Below are 15,230 nucleotides of genomic sequence, written 5' to 3' on the forward strand. Positions count from 1 at the left end.
GGGACGGCGGAGCGGGCACATCGGAGGATCACGGGGCGGTCGGCGGTACGAGGGACGAGGTCAGGGTGAACAGGGCCCCGTCCGGGTCGCGGAACGCGACCCACCGCTCCCGCGTGTTCGACGTGACCTCCGAGACGGCCCGCCCGCCCAGCTCGACCGCCGCCTCGATCGCGGGCTCCAGCAGCGGCACCCGGAAATGGACGTGCCAGCGGGGCCTGGCCTGCGGGCTGTACGAGGCCGGCTCCACCGGACCGCTGTTCAGCCGGGCCACCGCCTCCCCGGCGTGCCGCAGCACGACCTGGTCCTCCTCGTACGAGACCTCGCAGCAGCCGGGCCTGCCGGTGGCCCACTCCAGTACCTCGCCGTAGAAGATCGCGGCGTCGAAGGCGTTGCGGGTCCTCAGTTCGAGCCAGGCCGGGGCCCGCCCCTCGTCGGACCGCCAGTCGGTGGAGACGACCCCCTCCCAGATCCCGAACACCGCACCGTCCAGGTCGGCCGCCAGAGCCGCCCTGCCGCCGTTCGGGAAGGACACCGGCCCGACCGCGATCGTGCCGCTGCGCTCCCGGATCCGGCTCACCGCCACGTCCACGTCGTCCACGGCGAAGTACGGCGTCCACGCCACCGGTACCGCCAGATCGGCGGCGAGGGCCCCGATGCCCGCCACCGGCACACCGTCCAGCCGGGCCACCGAGAAGGCGTCGCCGAGGCGGGCCGGGCGGAAGGTCCACCCCACGACCGCTCCGTAGAAGCGCTGGGACGCCACCAGGTCCCGGGCCATCAGGCTCACCCAGCAGGGTGCTCCGAACACGTCCCTCGTCGAGATCTTCACCGCTCGCTCCGCCCTTCACCGCCACCGTGGTCGCGCCGTCCGACCACAAGAAGTAGCGCCCCGGCACCCCGGGTGACGCGCAGGCGCGCCTACCGGCCGGGTCACCACCAGTAGGCGGGGTACCTCGGGGCCTTGCGCCGGATACGGGATCCGGCGTACCCGGTGAGGACGAGGAGCACAGTCGAGCCGAACAGCAGCGGCACGAACCGGGCGGCATCCGGGCTCTGGAGCACCACGACGACGGCCGTCGCACAGGCGGGGGAGTGCGGGGTCCGCGCGATGATCAGCAGGGCCAGGGTGATGCCGGCCGCCACGGCGGCGGCCCACGCGCTGCCGCCCGCCGCCGCGAGGACCCCGTACCCGACGGCGGCGCCCAACAGGTGGCCGAGCAGCACCCCGCGCGGCTGGGCCAGCGGCAGGGTGGGCGCGCTGTGCACCAGGGCGGCGCTCGCGGCCAGCGGCGGGATCAGCACCGGTTCGTGGAGCATCGCGCCGATCCCCACCAGGCCGAGGAGCACGGTCGTCGCCGCGCTGACGCTGTGGAAGGCGGCCGCCGCGGTAGGGCGGGCCGGCGCCCTGCCGGTGATGATCCGCGGCGTGCGCGGCGCGGGCGCGGCATCGGCCGCGGGGGTCGGGGGCGTGCCGGGGTACGGCGCGGTGTCTGTGGTCATGTGCGGCAGGGTGTTTCCGGTGCGGGCGGCCGGCTGGGCCGTACGAGGCGGGGCGGCAGGCGGTGACGCGAGGGCGGGGGGTGCCCACGACTTTATCGTTCGCCGGTACGACAACCCGCACGGGGTGGGGCAAAGGGGCCATCGGGCCCCCGGCGAATCGTGTATGACTGCCATGGGCACCGGCGCGGTCCCGCCGAGGACGCAGGGAAGGACGAGCATGACGACCCACTCGCACCTCGACGAGGTGCCCACCGACCTCGACGCGGTGATCGCCGACGCGCCCGCGGACGCCGGCGGGGCACTGTGGCGCCTGACCGACACCACCCGCGGACTCGACTCCAACCTGGTGCGACTGCGCCCCGGAGCGGTCATCGCGGAGCACGCCGAACCCGTCCTCGACGTGCTGCTGGTCGTCGTCGCGGGGGCCGGCCGACTCGACACCGGGGGCCGCTCGCACGACCTGCGCCCCCACGTGGCCGTCCTGCTGCCGAGGAACAGCCGCCGCACGCTCACCGCGGGCCCGGACGGGGTGGCGTACCTCACCGTCCACACCCGCCGCCCCGGCCTCGGCATCGGCCCGGGCCCCGCCGCCCCGCCCGCCCCCGCCCCCGGCCTCGGCGAGGGCGGTGAAACGGCCTGCCTGCTCCACCGGGTCTGCCCGGACTGCGGCCGACTCGCCACCGAACGGGACGCCCGGTACTGCTCCCGGTGCGCGAGCCCGCTCCCGGACTGACCCGCGCGTCGGCACCGGCCCGGCACGTCGAGGGGCGGGGCGTCGAGGGGCGGGGCGTCGAAACGGCCCCGCGCGTCGGCACCGGGCGGGGCTAGTCTGAAGACATGACGATCATGGGCCCCCACGACCTCGACCACGCCGTCTCGGAGGCCGTCCGGGCTCTACGGGACGCCGAGCACCTCGACTGGTCCGTCCCGGCGGCGGGCCTGGAGTGGAGCTGCCACGACACGGCCGTCCACCTGGCCGGGGACCTGACCGGATTCGCCGCGCAGCTCGCCGGCCGGGTCACCGACTCCTGGCTGCCCCTGCGGGTCACGGCCGCCCCCGACACCTCCCCGGGCGGGGTCGTCGACCTCGTGGAGGCGAGCGGACGGCTGCTCGTGGCCGCCGTCCACGCGGCCGGGCCGGACGTCCGCGCCTGGCACCCGGCCGGCTCGGCGGGCCCCGACGGCTTCGCCGCGATGGGCGCCGCCGAGACCCTGCTGCACTGCCACGACATCCTGAACGGTCTGGGCGCCACGCACTGGCGGGGCTCCGAGCGGACGGCCGCCCTCGTCCTCGACCGGATCTTCCCGCACGCGCCGCTGTCCACCACCGGCGACGCCTGGGACTCGCTGCTCGCGGCCTCCGGCCGGGCCGACCTCCCCGACCTCGCCCCCCAGCAGGACTGGCGCTGGTACAACGACCCGATCCGCGGGGTCGGCGTCATCCTGTGCGAGATCGGCCCGGAGGCCGCCGCCGACCTGCACGCCGGCGGCACCGGGGGCTTCGCATGGACCGAGGACGGGCCGGCCGAGGGCACCCGCATCGGCGCCGGGATGGTGGGGCTCGCCCACGAGGTGGGCGAGTACCGGCCGGGATGGGGCCCGTACGCCATCGTCCGGGCCCGGGACCACCGCGCGATCGGCGGGATCGGCTTCCACGGGGCCCCCGACCCGGACGGACAGGCCGAGATCGGCTACGACCTCGTCGCCTCGGCCCGCCGCCGGGGCCACGCCACCGAGGCGCTCCGCGCGCTGGCCGGCTGGGCGTTCGAGCAGCCCGGCCTGACCGGGCTGCACGCCAGGGTCGACGAGGACAACGCGGCCTCCCACGCCGTGGTCCGGCGGGCCGGGTTCCAGGAGTCCGGTACCGAAGACGGCGTGGTCCTCTACCGCCTGAACCCGCTGTAGCTGCGAACGGCCCCGAGGGCCTCCCGAAGGTCTCCCGGGCGGTCGAAGCCCGGGAGACCGAGAGCCGGCCGCCGGCTACCTGACGGAGGGCCGGCGGAGAACGTCCGGACGAGCACCGGACCACGGCTCCACGGCTGCTCAGAAGCCGCAGTTGGTCACCCACTTGTGGGAGGAGATCCGGTCGTTCCACTCCCACGGGATGTTGCCCGCGGAACCGTTCGGGGCGCAGGTCGAGGCCCCCGTGTAGCCGATGTGCTCGTAGACGCGGACGTCGCCCAGGGAACCGGCGTAACCGTTGTTCCACCAGGACGAGGCCCGGTCGTTCATGTTGTAGCTGCCGCTGCTGCCACAGGTGCGCCAGTCGGAGTCGTTGCCGCTCCAGCCGCAGGACGGGCCGCCGCGGTTGGTGTCCGCCCAGACCCAGTAGTTGCCGTCGGCCGCCACGCCCGCGCTGTCGGCGGGAGCCGCGACCGCCGGGGTCAGCGCCGCGGGGACGGCGAACAACGGCGCCGCGAGGGCGCAGGCCAGCATCAGCGTGCGGAACTTACGCATGGGAATCTCCTTCTCGGTGGGTGTGTCGTGCCACGACGCGCTCCGCCTTCGGGAGCGCGTCGTTCTGGAACCGTCGCCTCAGGTCGATGTCGTCCTGGTGCTGTGCACGGACTTCCTCGCCGTAGGCGCGGTCCAGAGTTCGTGAGACCCGGGCCAGCGAAGTGCCGGTCGCGCAGGTCGCCTCGGTGACCGCCAGAGCGATCTCGGTGGCGTCGGCCTTCTCGGGCGGGACGTCGGCGGTCGCCTCGACCGCGGCCCGGCGGGAGTCGGCCGGGGTGGCGTACGGCCGGCCCGCCGCCCGCATGCAGGCGGACCACTGCCCGACCGCCTCCGTCCAGCGCGCGTCCTCGCGCACCCGCGCCTCCCGGACCGGCCGCAGGTTCATCGTGACGACCTTCACGCGGAACCAGCCGGGCAGATCCCCGTACAGGGCGCGCTGCGCGTCCGCCATGCACCCCTCGGATCCGGCCGTGAGGGTCATCCCGGTGGGGGTGGTGGCCGTCAGCCCCACGGGCGAGGCACCCATGAGCGCGGTACGCGCCGCCGCCCGCCGAGGGGCCGAAAGCCCCGCGAAGTACCGCTGGTTCGGGTCGTCCCGCCGGGCCTCGGCGGCGGTCCGCTCGTCGCGACCGCCGTAGCCGTGGGCCCGTGCCCACGCCACGTCGTCGACCCCGTACGGGAACGAGCGTTGCGCCTCCCCCTCCCGCGCGGGCTCGGTGACGGCGTACGCGAATCCCCGCTCGGCCATGCACGCGCCGATGAGGATCTGCTCGGCCCGTTCCAGCAGCCGGGACTGCGCGGCGCTCGGCTCCCGCGCCGGCCCCGACTCCCGCTGCGAGGCGGTGGATCCGCAGCCGCCCAGGGCCAGGGCCGCCGTCAGGGCCGCCGCCGTCATCGTCGTCGCGTGTGTTCGGTTCATCCGCGCAGTGCCCCCTTTCCGGGTGTTCACGGCGGGTTCGCCGTGGTGCCGGAATCAGGTCTAGCCGCCTTCCGTTGTTCGGCGTCGGCGCCCTGGCAGTGAACAAACAATTGCTGAACAATCCACCCCAGAGGGCAGGAATGCACCTACGGCGAAGGGGTCGTGCATGGCACGCAAGGAACGTCCGCTGGACGGTGGGGACGGGCCTCTGCCGGCATTCGCCACCGCCCTGCGCCGGCTGCGCCACGAGGCGGGATCACCGCCCTACAGGGATCTCGCCGCCCGCGCCCACTACTCCGTCGCCACCCTGTCCGGAGCCGCCGCCGGCCGCCGGCTGCCCAGCCTGGACGTGACCCTGTCCTACGTGCGGGCCTGCGGCGGCGACCCGGGGGAGTGGGAACGCCGCTGGCATGCCGTCGCCGTCGAACTGGCCGTCGAGACACCGGACCTGCTCGCCGGTGAGGAGGGCTGCCAGGAGCCGCCGTACGTGGGGCTCGCCGCCTTCCGCGCCGAGGACGCCGAACTGTTCTTCGGGCGGGAACGGCTCCTCGAAGACCTCGTCGCCACCCTCGCCCGGCACCGCGTCCTCGCCCTCGTCGGAGCCTCCGGAGCCGGCAAGTCCTCCCTGCTGCGCGCCGGACTGCTGCCCAGGCTGCGTGCCGACGCCCCGCACCGCGCGGTACGCGTCCTCACCCCCGGCCCGCACCCGACCCGGACCCTCGCCGAGGCGCTGGGCCGACGGGAGGACGCCGACACGGAGGAATCGGAAGAACTCGTACTGATCGTCGACCAGTTCGAGGAGGTCTTCACCGTCTGCGCCGACCCCGGGGAGCGCGCCCGGTTCATCACCGCGCTCGACGAGGCCGCGCGCCGGCCCGGCTCCCGCTGCCGGGTCGTCCTGTGCCTGCGCGCCGACTTCTACGCGCACTGCACCCGCCACACGGAACTCGTCGACGTCCTGCGCGACGCCCAGATCCTCGTCGGACCGATGAGCGCCGCCGAACTGCGCCGGGCCGTCGTCGAACCCGCCCGCCGCGCCGGACTCACCGTCGAGGGCTCCCTCCAGGCCACCCTCGTCGCCCACGCGCACGGCCGCGTCGGCGTCCTGCCCCTGCTCTCCCACGCCCTGCTGGAGACCTGGCGGCGCCGCCGGGGCGCCGCCCTCACCCTGGACGGCTTCCGCGCCGCCGGCGGATTCGAGGGCGCCCTCGCCCAGTCCGCCGAAGCCCTGTACGCCTCACTCACCGGCCGTCAGCGACATCTGGCCCGCCAGGTCTTCGTCCACCTCATCGCCCTGGGAGAGGGCACCGAGGACACCAAACGGCCCGTCGCCCGCGAGGAACTCGACCAGGGCGCCGACACCGACGCCGTCCTCGCCGGGGCAGCCCGACAAAGGCTCCTCACGCTCGGACACGGCCGGGTCGAACTCACCCACGAGGCCCTGATCCGCGCCTGGCCCCGACTGCGCGGTTGGCTCACCGAGGACCGGGAGCTGCTGCGCCGGCACCGACAGCTCACCGACGCCGCCCGGACGTGGGAGGGCGTGGGGCGCGACCCCGGCTCCCTGCTGCGGGGCGCCCGGCTCACCCTCGTCCGCGACCTCCTCGACACCCCCGGCCCCGCCGGACTGACCGCCTCGGAGCGGGAGTTCCTCGACGCCTCCGCCGCCGCGGAGGACGCGGCCGGCGACTCGGCGCGCCGCCGTACCCGCCGGCTGCGGATCCTCGTCGCCTCGCTCGGCGCCCTCGTGGTGGTCGCAGCCGTCGCCACCGGCAACGCGGTACGGGCCGAGGAGGAGGTCACCCGGCAACGCAACGACGCCGTCGCGCAGAATCTCGCCGAGACCGCGGGCGGCCTCACCAACACCGAACCGGGCCTGGCCGTCCAACTCGGCCTGACCGCCTACCGGCTCTCGCCCACCACCCGCACCCGCGACAGCCTCCTCAGCACCCTGATGACCTCGTTCCCCGCCCACGCCAAGGAGGTCGTCGCCCTCGCCTACCGACCCGACGGGCGTCAACTCGCCACCGCCAGCGGGGACCGCACCGCCCGACTCTGGACCGTCCGCGGCACCGACCGGCCCGTCGCCGTCGCCACCCTCACCGGCCACCGCGCCGCCCTGCGCGCCGTCGCCTACCGGCCGGACGGGCGGATCCTCGCCACCGCCTCCGCCGACGGGAACGTACGGCTCTGGGACGTCGCGGAGCCCGCCCGCCCCACCCTCGCGGCCGAACCCGTCGCCCGGGGCGGCGACGTACGCGCCCTCGCCTACAGCCCCGACGGGCGCACCCTCGCCACCACCGGCCCCGCAGGCGACGTACGAATCTGGGACGTGGCCGATCCCGCCCGCCCCGTCGAGGCGGCGGTCGTGACCGGGCACCGCGACGCCCTGCGCGCCGTCGCGTTCAGCCCGGACGGCCGCACCCTGGCCACCGCGAGCGAGGACCGCACCGTACGGCTGACCGACATCGCCGACCCCGGGCACCCCACGCCGCTGGCGACCGTCGAGGGCCACGACACCGCCGTCTTCTCCGTCGCCTTCAGCCCGGACGGCCGCACCCTCGCCACCGCCAGCGGCGGCCACACCTCGGTACGGCTGTGGAACGTCACCGACCGGCTCCATCCGGCCCCCCTCGCCACCCTGAGGGGCCACACCGACGTGGTCGGCGCGGTGGTCTTCAGCCCCGACGGCCGCACCCTCGCCACCGCCGGCGACGACCGCACCGTACGGGTGTGGGACGTGGCCCGACCCGCCCACCCGGCCCTGTCGACCACCCTCACCGGGCACGTCACCGCCGTCGGTTCCGTCGTGTTCAGCCCCGACGGGAGCGTCCTGGCGTCCGGCGGCTACGACGACACCCTCCGGCTGGCGGGCACCGACCGGGACCGGGCCACCGCGGGTGCCTGCGCGCACACCGGGCCGCGGATCAGCCGCAAGCAGTGGACCACCTACATGCCCTACCTGGACTACGCGCCGCCGTGCAGTGGCCTGGAGCGCCGCTGATCCGCCCTCGCCGGTCTGCTACTTGAGGAGGACGGGCGACCCTCCGCGGTCGGACGGGTCACTCCTCCTGAGAGGTGATGAACCGTCACGACAGGCTGCGTAGCTTCGGGAGCATGACTCGTCGCCGCACCGTCACCTTCGCAGCCCTGTGCGCGCTGCTCCTCCCCCTCCCGCTCACCGCCGCGGGGACCTCCGTCGCCGCCGAGACGCCGGCCGCGTCCGACGCGCTCCGGGCGCTGCCCGAACTGCCCCGCCCCACCGGACGGTTCGGCGTCGGACAGGACACCCTGCACCTGGTGGATCGAAGCCGCACCGACCCGTGGGCGGGCTCGGGGCCGCGCGAGCTGATGGTCACCATGCGCTATCCGGCCCTGCCCGGCACCGGCGGGCCCGTGCGCTACCTCACCGACGAGGAGGCCCGGCTGCTCCTCGTGGCCCGGGGGCTGGACAAGGTGATCCCGGCCAGGACCCTCTCCGGTACGAAGTCCTTCGCGCGCTCCGGGGCCCGCCCCGTGGAAGGCCGTTACCCGCTGATCGTCCTGTCGCCCGGCTTCACCGTCCCGGGCGCCACCCTGACCGCGCTCGCCGAGGACCTCGCCTCGCGCGGCTACGTGGTCGCCGCGGTGGACCACGCCTACGAGAGTTCGGGTACCGCCTTCCCCGGCGGACGCGTGACGACCTGCCTGGCCTGCGAGAAGGTCGGCGACGAGGCGGGCTACAAGCGCGTCAGCGACAACCGGGCCCGTGACGTGTCCTTCCTGCTCGACCGCCTCACCGGCCGTCACCCGGCCTGGAACCGCTCCGGCCTGATCGACCGGGACCGGATCGCGATGGCGGGCCACTCCATCGGCGGGGCCTCGGCCGCCGCCGCGATGGTGGCCGATCCCCGGGTCAAGGCGGGCGTCGACATGGACGGCACGCTGTTCACCCCCGTCCCCGAAGGAGGTCTCGGCGGGCGCCCGTTCCTGCTGATGGGAGCCTCGGACCACGGTCCCGGCACGGACACCACCTGGGAGCGCGACTGGCATCGCCTCGACGGCTGGAAGCGCTGGATCAGCTTCGCCGGCTCCGGTCACTTCACCTTCACCGACGTGCCCGCCATCGGGGATCAGCTCGGGCTCCCCGACCCGCAGACCCCGCTGCCCGGGAACCGTTCCGTCGAGCTGACCCGCCGCTACGTCGCCGCCTTCTTCGACCAGCACCTCAAGGGCAAGCCCCGTCCCGTACTGGACGGCCCGTCCGCCGACGCCCCGGAGGTGTCCTTCATCAACCCGTAGGCGCCACGGCCCACCGCCGGTCAGACCACCGTCACCGGGTGACGCACGACCGCGTCGAAGAGGTACCCCTGCGTGTTGTGGGGGGTGGTTTCCGGCTGCGTCCGCCCCGTGGCGTCGGTGGCACGCGCCAGCAGGGCAGCCGCCCCCGTCGCGCGCGGGGTCCACGGCACCGACCAGCGCACCCACCCGCCCCGGCGCGGGGTGTCGTGCAGGCGGGCCCGCTGCCAGCGCCGACCGCCGTCCGTGCTGACCTCCACCCGGTGCACCGGCGCCGCGCCCGACCAGGACCTCCCGGTCAGCAGCCGCGTCCGGTGCACCGGCACCCGTGCGCCGAGTTCCAGCTCGAAAGCGCTCTTGAGCGTCTGCCGGGTCAGCGGGGCACTGCCCTCCGGCGGCTGATCGGGCCCGAACAGCCGGTACAGGTCGGTGTTCCACGGCGTGTACAGCGCCGAGGCGGACACCTCGATGTCCCCCACCCACTTGATCGAGGAGATGCCCACCCAGTCCGGTACGACGACCCGAACCGGACCGCCGTGGTCGGGCGGCAGCGGCTCGCCGTTCATCTCGTACGCGAGGATCACGTCGTCCAGCGCCTTCGAGACGGGCAGCGGGCGCCGCACCCGACCCAGGTTCACGCCGTTGGTGACCACCTCGTCGTCGAGCCCGCGCGGCAGGACGTCCACGGCATCGCGGCGCAGCCCCGCCTGCCGCAACACGTCCGACAGGCGCGCGCCGCGCCACCGTGCGACACCGATCGCGCCGAGCGTCCACGCGGTGCCGGTGACCGGCTGTCCCTGCTGGGTCGTGTAGAAGCTGCGGCCGTTGCCCGCGCACTCGATGAACAGGGTCCGCTCGACGGCGGGCAGCTCGCGCAGCCGCTCGTGGGAGAACTCGACCGGTTCGCCGCGCAGCCCGTCTCCCCAGACCGTGAGCCTCCACTCCGCGGCGTCCAGGCGCGGGGTGGAGGTGTGGTTCCGTACGAAGAACCGGTCGACGGGGGTGAGCGGGCCCGTTCCGCGCAGGGACGCGAAGTTCGTCTCCGCGTTGGTGCCGCGCACGGTGAACAGTTCCGGCGGCAGCGGTTTCACGACACCCGGCGGGGCGGCGGCCGACGCCGCCCCGACACCGAGCGGCCCCGCGACGGCCGCGCCGGCGGCCCCCGCGGCGAACAGCCGCAGCAGGTCCCGGCGGTCCACCCCGGCGGAACGGGCCCGGCCGCGCGCCCACTGCCGCAGGCGCGTGCGGTCGTACCGGCTCTCGTCGGAAGGGTCGAGGGACATGGGCGGAACTCCTTCTCGGTGGGGTCCCGACGGACGGTAGGACTCCCGTCCGCCCCCGGGAACCGCACCGCCGCATTGGTCATGAACCTGCAATGCCGCGGCAACGAGGGGGCCGATTACCCCTGGCCGGACACGTTCGGCAGGATGTGGGGCATGACCGAGATCCGTACCCCCCGCCTCCTCCTCCGCCGCTGGACCGACGACGACCTCGTCCCCCTGTCGGAGATCAACGCCGACCCCGAGGTGATGCGCTGGATCGGCGACGGTTCCACGCTCGACCTGGAGGAGACCGCCGACGCCATCGAGCGCTGGGAGGACGAATGGGACGAGGAGGGCTTCGGCCTCTTCGCGGTCGAGCTGCTGGCCTCCGGTGAGCTGATCGGCGCCGTCGGTCTGTCGGTGCCCGAGTGGCTGCCCGAGGTGATGCCCGCCGTCGAGATCACGTGGCGGCTCGGCCGTTCCTACTGGGGTCAGGGCTACGCCTCCGAGGCCGCTCAGGCCACCTTGGAGTTCGCCCTCCAGGACCGGGGCCTGGACCGCGTCATCGCCGTCAACCGGACGGGCAACGAGGAGTCCGAGAACGTGCTGCGCAAGCTCGACATGGAGCGGGACCGCGACACGAGCCACCCCGAGCACGCCTCCATGCTGACCCTCTACAGCATCGACCTGACCGAGTACGAGGCCTGACCGGGCAGCGGGCGTGACCGGGCACGCGGCCTGACCGGGCAGGGCCCTGATCAAGGTCGCCCGACGGGGACCGGCGGACGGCGCCCGGGCATCAGCCGATCGGAGGACCCGGGGGTCCCCCGGACCGCTCGCCGGATCCCGCCGGCGGGTCGACCGGCCGGCCGGGGGCACGGGACCACCATGGAACCGGGGGAGAGGGCGGACCCGTACACCGCCCCGCCCCGGACCCGGGAGGGACACCATGAACCCGCACGACCGATCCCTGACGGCCGCCGCAGCCCGAGGTGACGCGCCCGCCGTCGCCGCCGCCCTCGCGGCGGGCGCCACCGTGGACGCGCGGGACGAGCAGCTCCGCACGCCCCTGCTGCTCGCCGTACTCGGCGATCACGTGGCCGTCGCCGAACTGCTGATCGCCGCCGGCGCCGACCCAGACGCCCCGGACTCCCGGGAGGACAGCCCCTGGCTGGTCACCGGGGTCACCGGGAGCGTCCCCATGATGCGGGTGCTGCTCCCCGCCGGGCCGGACCTGGGCCAACTCAACCGCTTCGGCGGGATCTCGCTCATCCCGGCCGCGGAGCGCGGGCACACCGCGTACGTCCGGGCCGTGCTGCGCGAGACCGACATCCGCGTCGACCACGTCAACCGGCTCGGCTGGACCGCGTTGCTGGAGGCGGTGATCCTCGGCGACGGCGGGCCCCGCCACGAGGAGATCGTGGCGCTGCTCCTGGAGGCGGGAGCCGATCCGCGCCTCGGCGACCTCGACGGGGTGACCCCGTACGAGCACGCCGTGCGGCGCGGCTTCGACTCGATGGCCCGGCTGCTGGGCGGGGCGCGGCGATGAGCGCGCACCCGGTGGTGGAGCGCGGCGCGCGGCGCGCACGGCCCTCGCGAGCGCGGTGGCGGTGCTGTTGGCCGCTGCCTGCACGGCGCCGGGATCGGCCGCCGCGCCGGCGCCGACCGCCACCGTGAGCGGCGCCACCCCGGACGGCACCCTCCTGGTCGCCGACTTCGGCGCCGACACCGTCACCTTCGTGGACCCCGAGCGCGGCCCGGTCGCCGTCGTCCCCGTCGGCGAGGCCCCGTACGGCCTGGTGGTGGGGCGGGACGGCCGGGCGTGGGTGGCCACCGCCGATGGGGTCGCCGTGGTCGACACGGCGACCCGCACCCGGGTCGCGCTCATCCCGTACCGCACCGACTCCGGCCCGGTCACCGACGGCGAGTACCGGGGCGGCGGCATGGGCATCGCCCTCGCGCCGGACGGCTCCCGCGCCTACGTGGGGGTCAACGTCCCGGGAACCACGGGCGTCCTCGAAGTGATCGACACGGCGACGCGGCGGACCACCGGTGTCGTCGCGGTGGGCCGCCGTCCCTTCGACGTGGACGTGGCCCGTGACGGCTCCGAGATCTACGTCACCGGCCACGACTCCTTCGACGTCACCGTCGTCGCGACCTCCACGCTGCGTCCGCGCCGAGTGGAGGTCGCTCCGTACGGGACGGAAGGCGGCCTCGGATCCTGGCTCAAACCGCACTACGCGGCCGTCCGGCCCTCCGACGGAATGCTGCTGCTTCCCTTCGAGGGGGAGCGCCTCGCGGTGGTGGAACCGAGAACCGGTCGCGTCACGGTGGAGCGGATGACCGCCGACACCCACCAGCACGGGGTGGTGGCCACCCCGGACGGCCGGCTCCTGGTGGTCGGCACGGGCGCCGTGGACCCCTCCGACGGCAAGGGACCGTCCCTCACCGTCCGGGCCCCGGACGGCACCGAGCGGGTCCATCCGCTGGAGGGCCCGCACGAAGACGTGGCCGTCTCCCGCGACGGCCGTACGGCCTACGTGACCGGCGGTTTCACCCGCGACGGGTACTGGAACGGCATCACGGTCGTCGACCTGGACAGCGGCCGGACCCACCGACTGCCCGCCGGGTCGCGTCCGCTGGGCATCGCCGTCCTCTGATGCCCTCGGGCGTGCCGCACTCCCGGGGTTTCGTGCCGCCCTCCCGAGGGGGCAAAGAGAGCCTTGGGGAAGTCATAAGGTCTGTTTATGGGGTCATAACCAGGGGGCGGGTGCCGGGTTAGGGTGGCCTTAGTTTAGGGTTCCTTTGATCAGTCTGTTTTTCGGTCGAAGGGAACCCACTCATGCCTCGCCCTCTGCGGGTAGCAATCGTCGGCGCCGGCCCCGCCGGCATCTACGCGGCAGACGCGCTGCTGAAGTCCGAGGCAGCCGCCGAGCCGGGCGTGTCCATCGACCTCTTCGAGCGGATGCCCGCGCCCTTCGGGCTGATCCGGTACGGGGTCGCCCCCGACCACCCCCGCATCAAGGGCATCATCACCGCCCTGCACCAGGTGCTCGACAAGCCGCAGGTCCGCCTCTTCGGCAACGTCGACTACCCGAACGACATCTCCCTCGACGAGCTGCACGCGTTCTACGACGCCGTCGTCTTCTCCACGGGCGCCACCGCCGACCGGGACCTGCGCATCCCCGGCGTCGAGCTCGACGGCTCCTACGGCGCCGCCGACTTCGTGTCCTGGTACGACGGTCACCCGGACGTCCCGCGCACCTGGCCGCTGGAGGCGGAGAAGGTCGCCGTCCTCGGCGTCGGCAACGTCGCCCTCGACGTGGCGCGCGTCCTCGCCAAGACCGGCGACGAACTGCTCCCGACCGAGATCCCGGCCAACGTGTACGAGGGCCTCAAGGCGAACAAGGCGCTGGAGGTGCACGTCTTCGGCCGTCGCGGCCCGGCGCAGGCGAAGTTCAGCCCGATGGAGCTGCGCGAGCTCGACCACTCGCCGACCATCGAGGTCATCGTCAACCCCGAGGACATCGACTACGACGAGGGCTCGATCGCCACCCGCCGCTCCAACAAGCAGGCGGACATGGTCGCCAAGACCCTGGAGAACTGGGCGATCCGCGACATCGGCGACCGCCCGCACAAGCTCTTCCTCCACTTCTTCGAGTCGCCCGTCGAGGTGCTCGGCGAGGACGGCAAGGTCGTGGGCCTGCGCACCGAGCGCACCGAGCTCGACGGCACCGGCAACGTCAAGGGCACCGGCGCCTTCACCGACTGGGACGTCCAGTCCGTCTACCGCGCCGTCGGCTACCTCTCGGACGAGCTGCCCAAGCTCCCCTGGGACGTCGAGTCCGGCACCGTCCCGGACGAGGGCGGCCGGGTGATCGAGGCCGGCGAGCACCTCGCGTCCACGTACGTCACCGGCTGGATCCGCCGCGGCCCGGTCGGCCTCATCGGCCACACCAAGGGCGACGCGAACGAGACCGTCGCGAACCTCCTGGCCGACCACGCCGAGGGCCGGCTCCTCACCCCGGCCACGCCCGCGCCGGAGGCCGTCGAGGCCTTCCTCGTCGAGCGGGAGGTCCGCTTCACGACGTGGGAGGGCTGGTACCGCCTGGACGCCGCCGAGAAGGCGCTGGGCGAGCCGCAGGGCCGCGAGCGCGTGAAGATCGTCGAGCGCGAGGACATGCTCGACGCGAGCGGCGCGTAACCGAACGCGCGAAGGGGGGCCCACCCGCCGGTGGGCCCCCCTTCGCGCGTCGCGGGACCGGGTCAGTCCGCGATGGACGTGATCTTCTTCGTCCTCAGGTCGGCCTGGACGTGGATCCGGGTGGTGTCCCCGCCGCCCCAGGTGAGGGTCACCGTGGCGTTGGTCTTGCCCGCGCCGCTGCCGGTGGAGTCGACCTTCCACTGCGTCGGCACGTTCTGGGCGCGCAGCACCCCGTTCGCGTGGTTGGTCTCCTCCCACTTCTTCAGCTCCGCCTGGAGGGGCGCGGAGAGGTAGAAGGAACGCAGCTGGTCGGCCGTCTTGCCGTCGTGGTCGTAGACGGCGTCGATGTACGAACCGTAGAAGTCGGCGATGCGGGTGAACGCGCCCTCCGGGCTGCCCGACACCGACGGCAGCGCGGCGGCGGCCTGCCCGGCGCGCGGGGCGGCCCCGTCCGCGGTCGCCGTGGTGACGAAGGCGAGGGAGAGGGTCGCCACGGCGGCGGCGGCCGTGGCGGTGATCGCGATGGCGGTGCGCTTGCTCACGTGCTTGGACATCGATGGTGCCTTTCCCCGTGGTCCAGTGCTTGCCGAGGGGATCCCCGGCACTGCCC

The 15,230-nt window shown here is 74.3% G+C and carries 14 protein-coding genes; 8 read left to right on the forward strand and 6 right to left on the reverse strand.

Annotation, left to right across the window (positions count from 1 at the left end; genetic code table 11):
- Positions 1-28: 28 nt before the first annotated feature.
- Both OHA84_RS31365 and OHA84_RS31370 read right to left on the reverse strand, forming a co-directional pair.
- On the reverse strand, positions 29-778 hold the full coding sequence (locus OHA84_RS31365; protein WP_266953421.1) for a VOC family protein: 750 nt from the start codon (positions 776-778) through the stop codon (positions 29-31).
- 152 nt (positions 779-930) lie between these two features.
- Complete coding sequence (locus tag OHA84_RS31370) at positions 931-1,500, reverse strand: HPP family protein (protein WP_266968568.1); 570 nt, start codon at positions 1,498-1,500, stop codon at positions 931-933.
- A gap of 217 nt (positions 1,501-1,717) precedes the next feature.
- On the opposite strand from OHA84_RS31370, the gene OHA84_RS31375 reads away from it, so the two are divergent.
- The gene (locus OHA84_RS31375; RefSeq protein WP_266953203.1) at positions 1,718-2,233 is read left to right on the forward strand and encodes a hypothetical protein; all 516 of its coding nucleotides are present in this window, start codon (positions 1,718-1,720) and stop codon (positions 2,231-2,233) included.
- A gap of 104 nt (positions 2,234-2,337) precedes the next feature.
- Positions 2,338-3,405, forward strand: coding sequence for a GNAT family N-acetyltransferase (locus tag OHA84_RS31380; protein WP_266968567.1), 1,068 nt, complete (start codon positions 2,338-2,340; stop codon positions 3,403-3,405).
- Positions 3,406-3,543: 138 nt separating this feature from the next.
- On the opposite strand, the gene OHA84_RS31385 is transcribed toward OHA84_RS31380, so the two are convergent.
- Complete coding sequence (locus OHA84_RS31385; protein ID WP_266953207.1) at positions 3,544-3,957, reverse strand: peptidase inhibitor family I36 protein; 414 nt, start codon at positions 3,955-3,957, stop codon at positions 3,544-3,546.
- Positions 3,950-4,876 carry a hypothetical protein gene (locus OHA84_RS31390; protein ID WP_266968566.1) on the reverse strand — a complete coding sequence of 309 codons (927 nt, stop codon included), beginning with the start codon at positions 4,874-4,876 and terminating at the stop codon, positions 3,950-3,952. Before OHA84_RS31390 ends, OHA84_RS31385 begins: the two co-directional genes overlap by 8 nt.
- 166 nt (positions 4,877-5,042) lie before the next feature.
- Here OHA84_RS31390 and OHA84_RS31395 point away from each other — a divergent pair, with 166 nt between their 5' ends.
- Entirely contained in the window at positions 5,043-7,880 is a 2,838-nt protein-coding gene (locus tag OHA84_RS31395; RefSeq protein WP_266968564.1) for an XRE family transcriptional regulator, read from the forward strand.
- A gap of 113 nt (positions 7,881-7,993) precedes the next feature.
- Positions 7,994-9,157 carry an alpha/beta hydrolase gene (locus OHA84_RS31400; RefSeq protein ID WP_266968562.1) on the forward strand — a complete coding sequence of 388 codons (1,164 nt, stop codon included), beginning with the start codon at positions 7,994-7,996 and terminating at the stop codon, positions 9,155-9,157.
- A 20-nt stretch (positions 9,158-9,177) separates the two neighbouring features.
- Here the strand turns inward: OHA84_RS31400 and OHA84_RS31405 are convergent, their stop codons facing one another.
- Positions 9,178-10,437 (reverse strand): sulfite oxidase, encoded by a 1,260-nt coding sequence (locus tag OHA84_RS31405; RefSeq protein WP_266968560.1) that lies wholly within the window; start codon positions 10,435-10,437, stop codon positions 9,178-9,180.
- Between the two features lie 153 nt (positions 10,438-10,590).
- Between OHA84_RS31405 and OHA84_RS31410 the strand changes: the two genes are divergently transcribed.
- From OHA84_RS31410 to OHA84_RS31425, 4 genes are all read left to right on the forward strand, one after another.
- Positions 10,591-11,124, forward strand: coding sequence for a GNAT family N-acetyltransferase (locus OHA84_RS31410; protein ID WP_266953217.1), 534 nt, complete (start codon positions 10,591-10,593; stop codon positions 11,122-11,124).
- Positions 11,125-11,365: 241 nt separating this feature from the next.
- Entirely contained in the window at positions 11,366-11,965 is a 600-nt protein-coding gene (locus tag OHA84_RS31415) for an ankyrin repeat domain-containing protein (RefSeq protein ID WP_266968558.1), read from the forward strand.
- Positions 11,966-12,026: 61 nt separating this feature from the next.
- A complete protein-coding gene (locus OHA84_RS31420) occupies positions 12,027-13,076 on the forward strand; it encodes a hypothetical protein (RefSeq protein WP_323181841.1) in 1,050 nt (349 codons plus the stop codon).
- A 182-nt stretch (positions 13,077-13,258) separates the two neighbouring features.
- Complete coding sequence (locus OHA84_RS31425; RefSeq protein WP_266968554.1) at positions 13,259-14,620, forward strand: FAD-dependent oxidoreductase; 1,362 nt, start codon at positions 13,259-13,261, stop codon at positions 14,618-14,620.
- Between the two features lie 62 nt (positions 14,621-14,682).
- Here the strand turns inward: OHA84_RS31425 and OHA84_RS31430 are convergent, their stop codons facing one another.
- Entirely contained in the window at positions 14,683-15,174 is a 492-nt protein-coding gene (locus OHA84_RS31430) for a hypothetical protein (RefSeq protein WP_266953221.1), read from the reverse strand.
- Between the last annotated feature and the right edge of the window lie 56 nt (positions 15,175-15,230).

It is taken from the genome of Streptomyces sp. NBC_00513 (assembly GCF_041431415.1).
Classification (GTDB): Bacteria; Actinomycetota; Actinomycetes; order Streptomycetales; family Streptomycetaceae; genus Streptomyces.

Bases quoted from the DNA above. Each gene is read 5' to 3' on its own strand.
- OHA84_RS31410 (WP_266953217.1), top strand. From the start codon at position 10,591: ATGACCGAGATCCGTACCCCCCGCCTCCTCCTCCGCCGCTGGACCGAC.
- OHA84_RS31365 (WP_266953421.1), bottom strand. From the start codon at position 778: ATGGCCCGGGACCTGGTGGCGTCCCAGCGCTTCTACGGAGCGGTCGTG.
- OHA84_RS31400 (WP_266968562.1), top strand. From the start codon at position 7,994: ATGACTCGTCGCCGCACCGTCACCTTCGCAGCCCTGTGCGCGCTGCTC.
- OHA84_RS31390 (WP_266968566.1), bottom strand. From the start codon at position 4,876: ATGAACCGAACACACGCGACGACGATGACGGCGGCGGCCCTGACGGCG.
- OHA84_RS31430 (WP_266953221.1), bottom strand. From the start codon at position 15,174: ATGTCCAAGCACGTGAGCAAGCGCACCGCCATCGCGATCACCGCCACG.
- OHA84_RS31415 (WP_266968558.1), top strand. From the start codon at position 11,366: ATGAACCCGCACGACCGATCCCTGACGGCCGCCGCAGCCCGAGGTGAC.
- OHA84_RS31380 (WP_266968567.1), top strand. From the start codon at position 2,338: ATGACGATCATGGGCCCCCACGACCTCGACCACGCCGTCTCGGAGGCC.
- OHA84_RS31425 (WP_266968554.1), top strand. From the start codon at position 13,259: ATGCCTCGCCCTCTGCGGGTAGCAATCGTCGGCGCCGGCCCCGCCGGC.
- OHA84_RS31375 (WP_266953203.1), top strand. From the start codon at position 1,718: ATGACGACCCACTCGCACCTCGACGAGGTGCCCACCGACCTCGACGCG.
- OHA84_RS31385 (WP_266953207.1), bottom strand. From the start codon at position 3,957: ATGCGTAAGTTCCGCACGCTGATGCTGGCCTGCGCCCTCGCGGCGCCG.
- OHA84_RS31405 (WP_266968560.1), bottom strand. From the start codon at position 10,437: ATGTCCCTCGACCCTTCCGACGAGAGCCGGTACGACCGCACGCGCCTG.
- OHA84_RS31370 (WP_266968568.1), bottom strand. From the start codon at position 1,500: ATGACCACAGACACCGCGCCGTACCCCGGCACGCCCCCGACCCCCGCG.
- OHA84_RS31395 (WP_266968564.1), top strand. From the start codon at position 5,043: ATGGCACGCAAGGAACGTCCGCTGGACGGTGGGGACGGGCCTCTGCCG.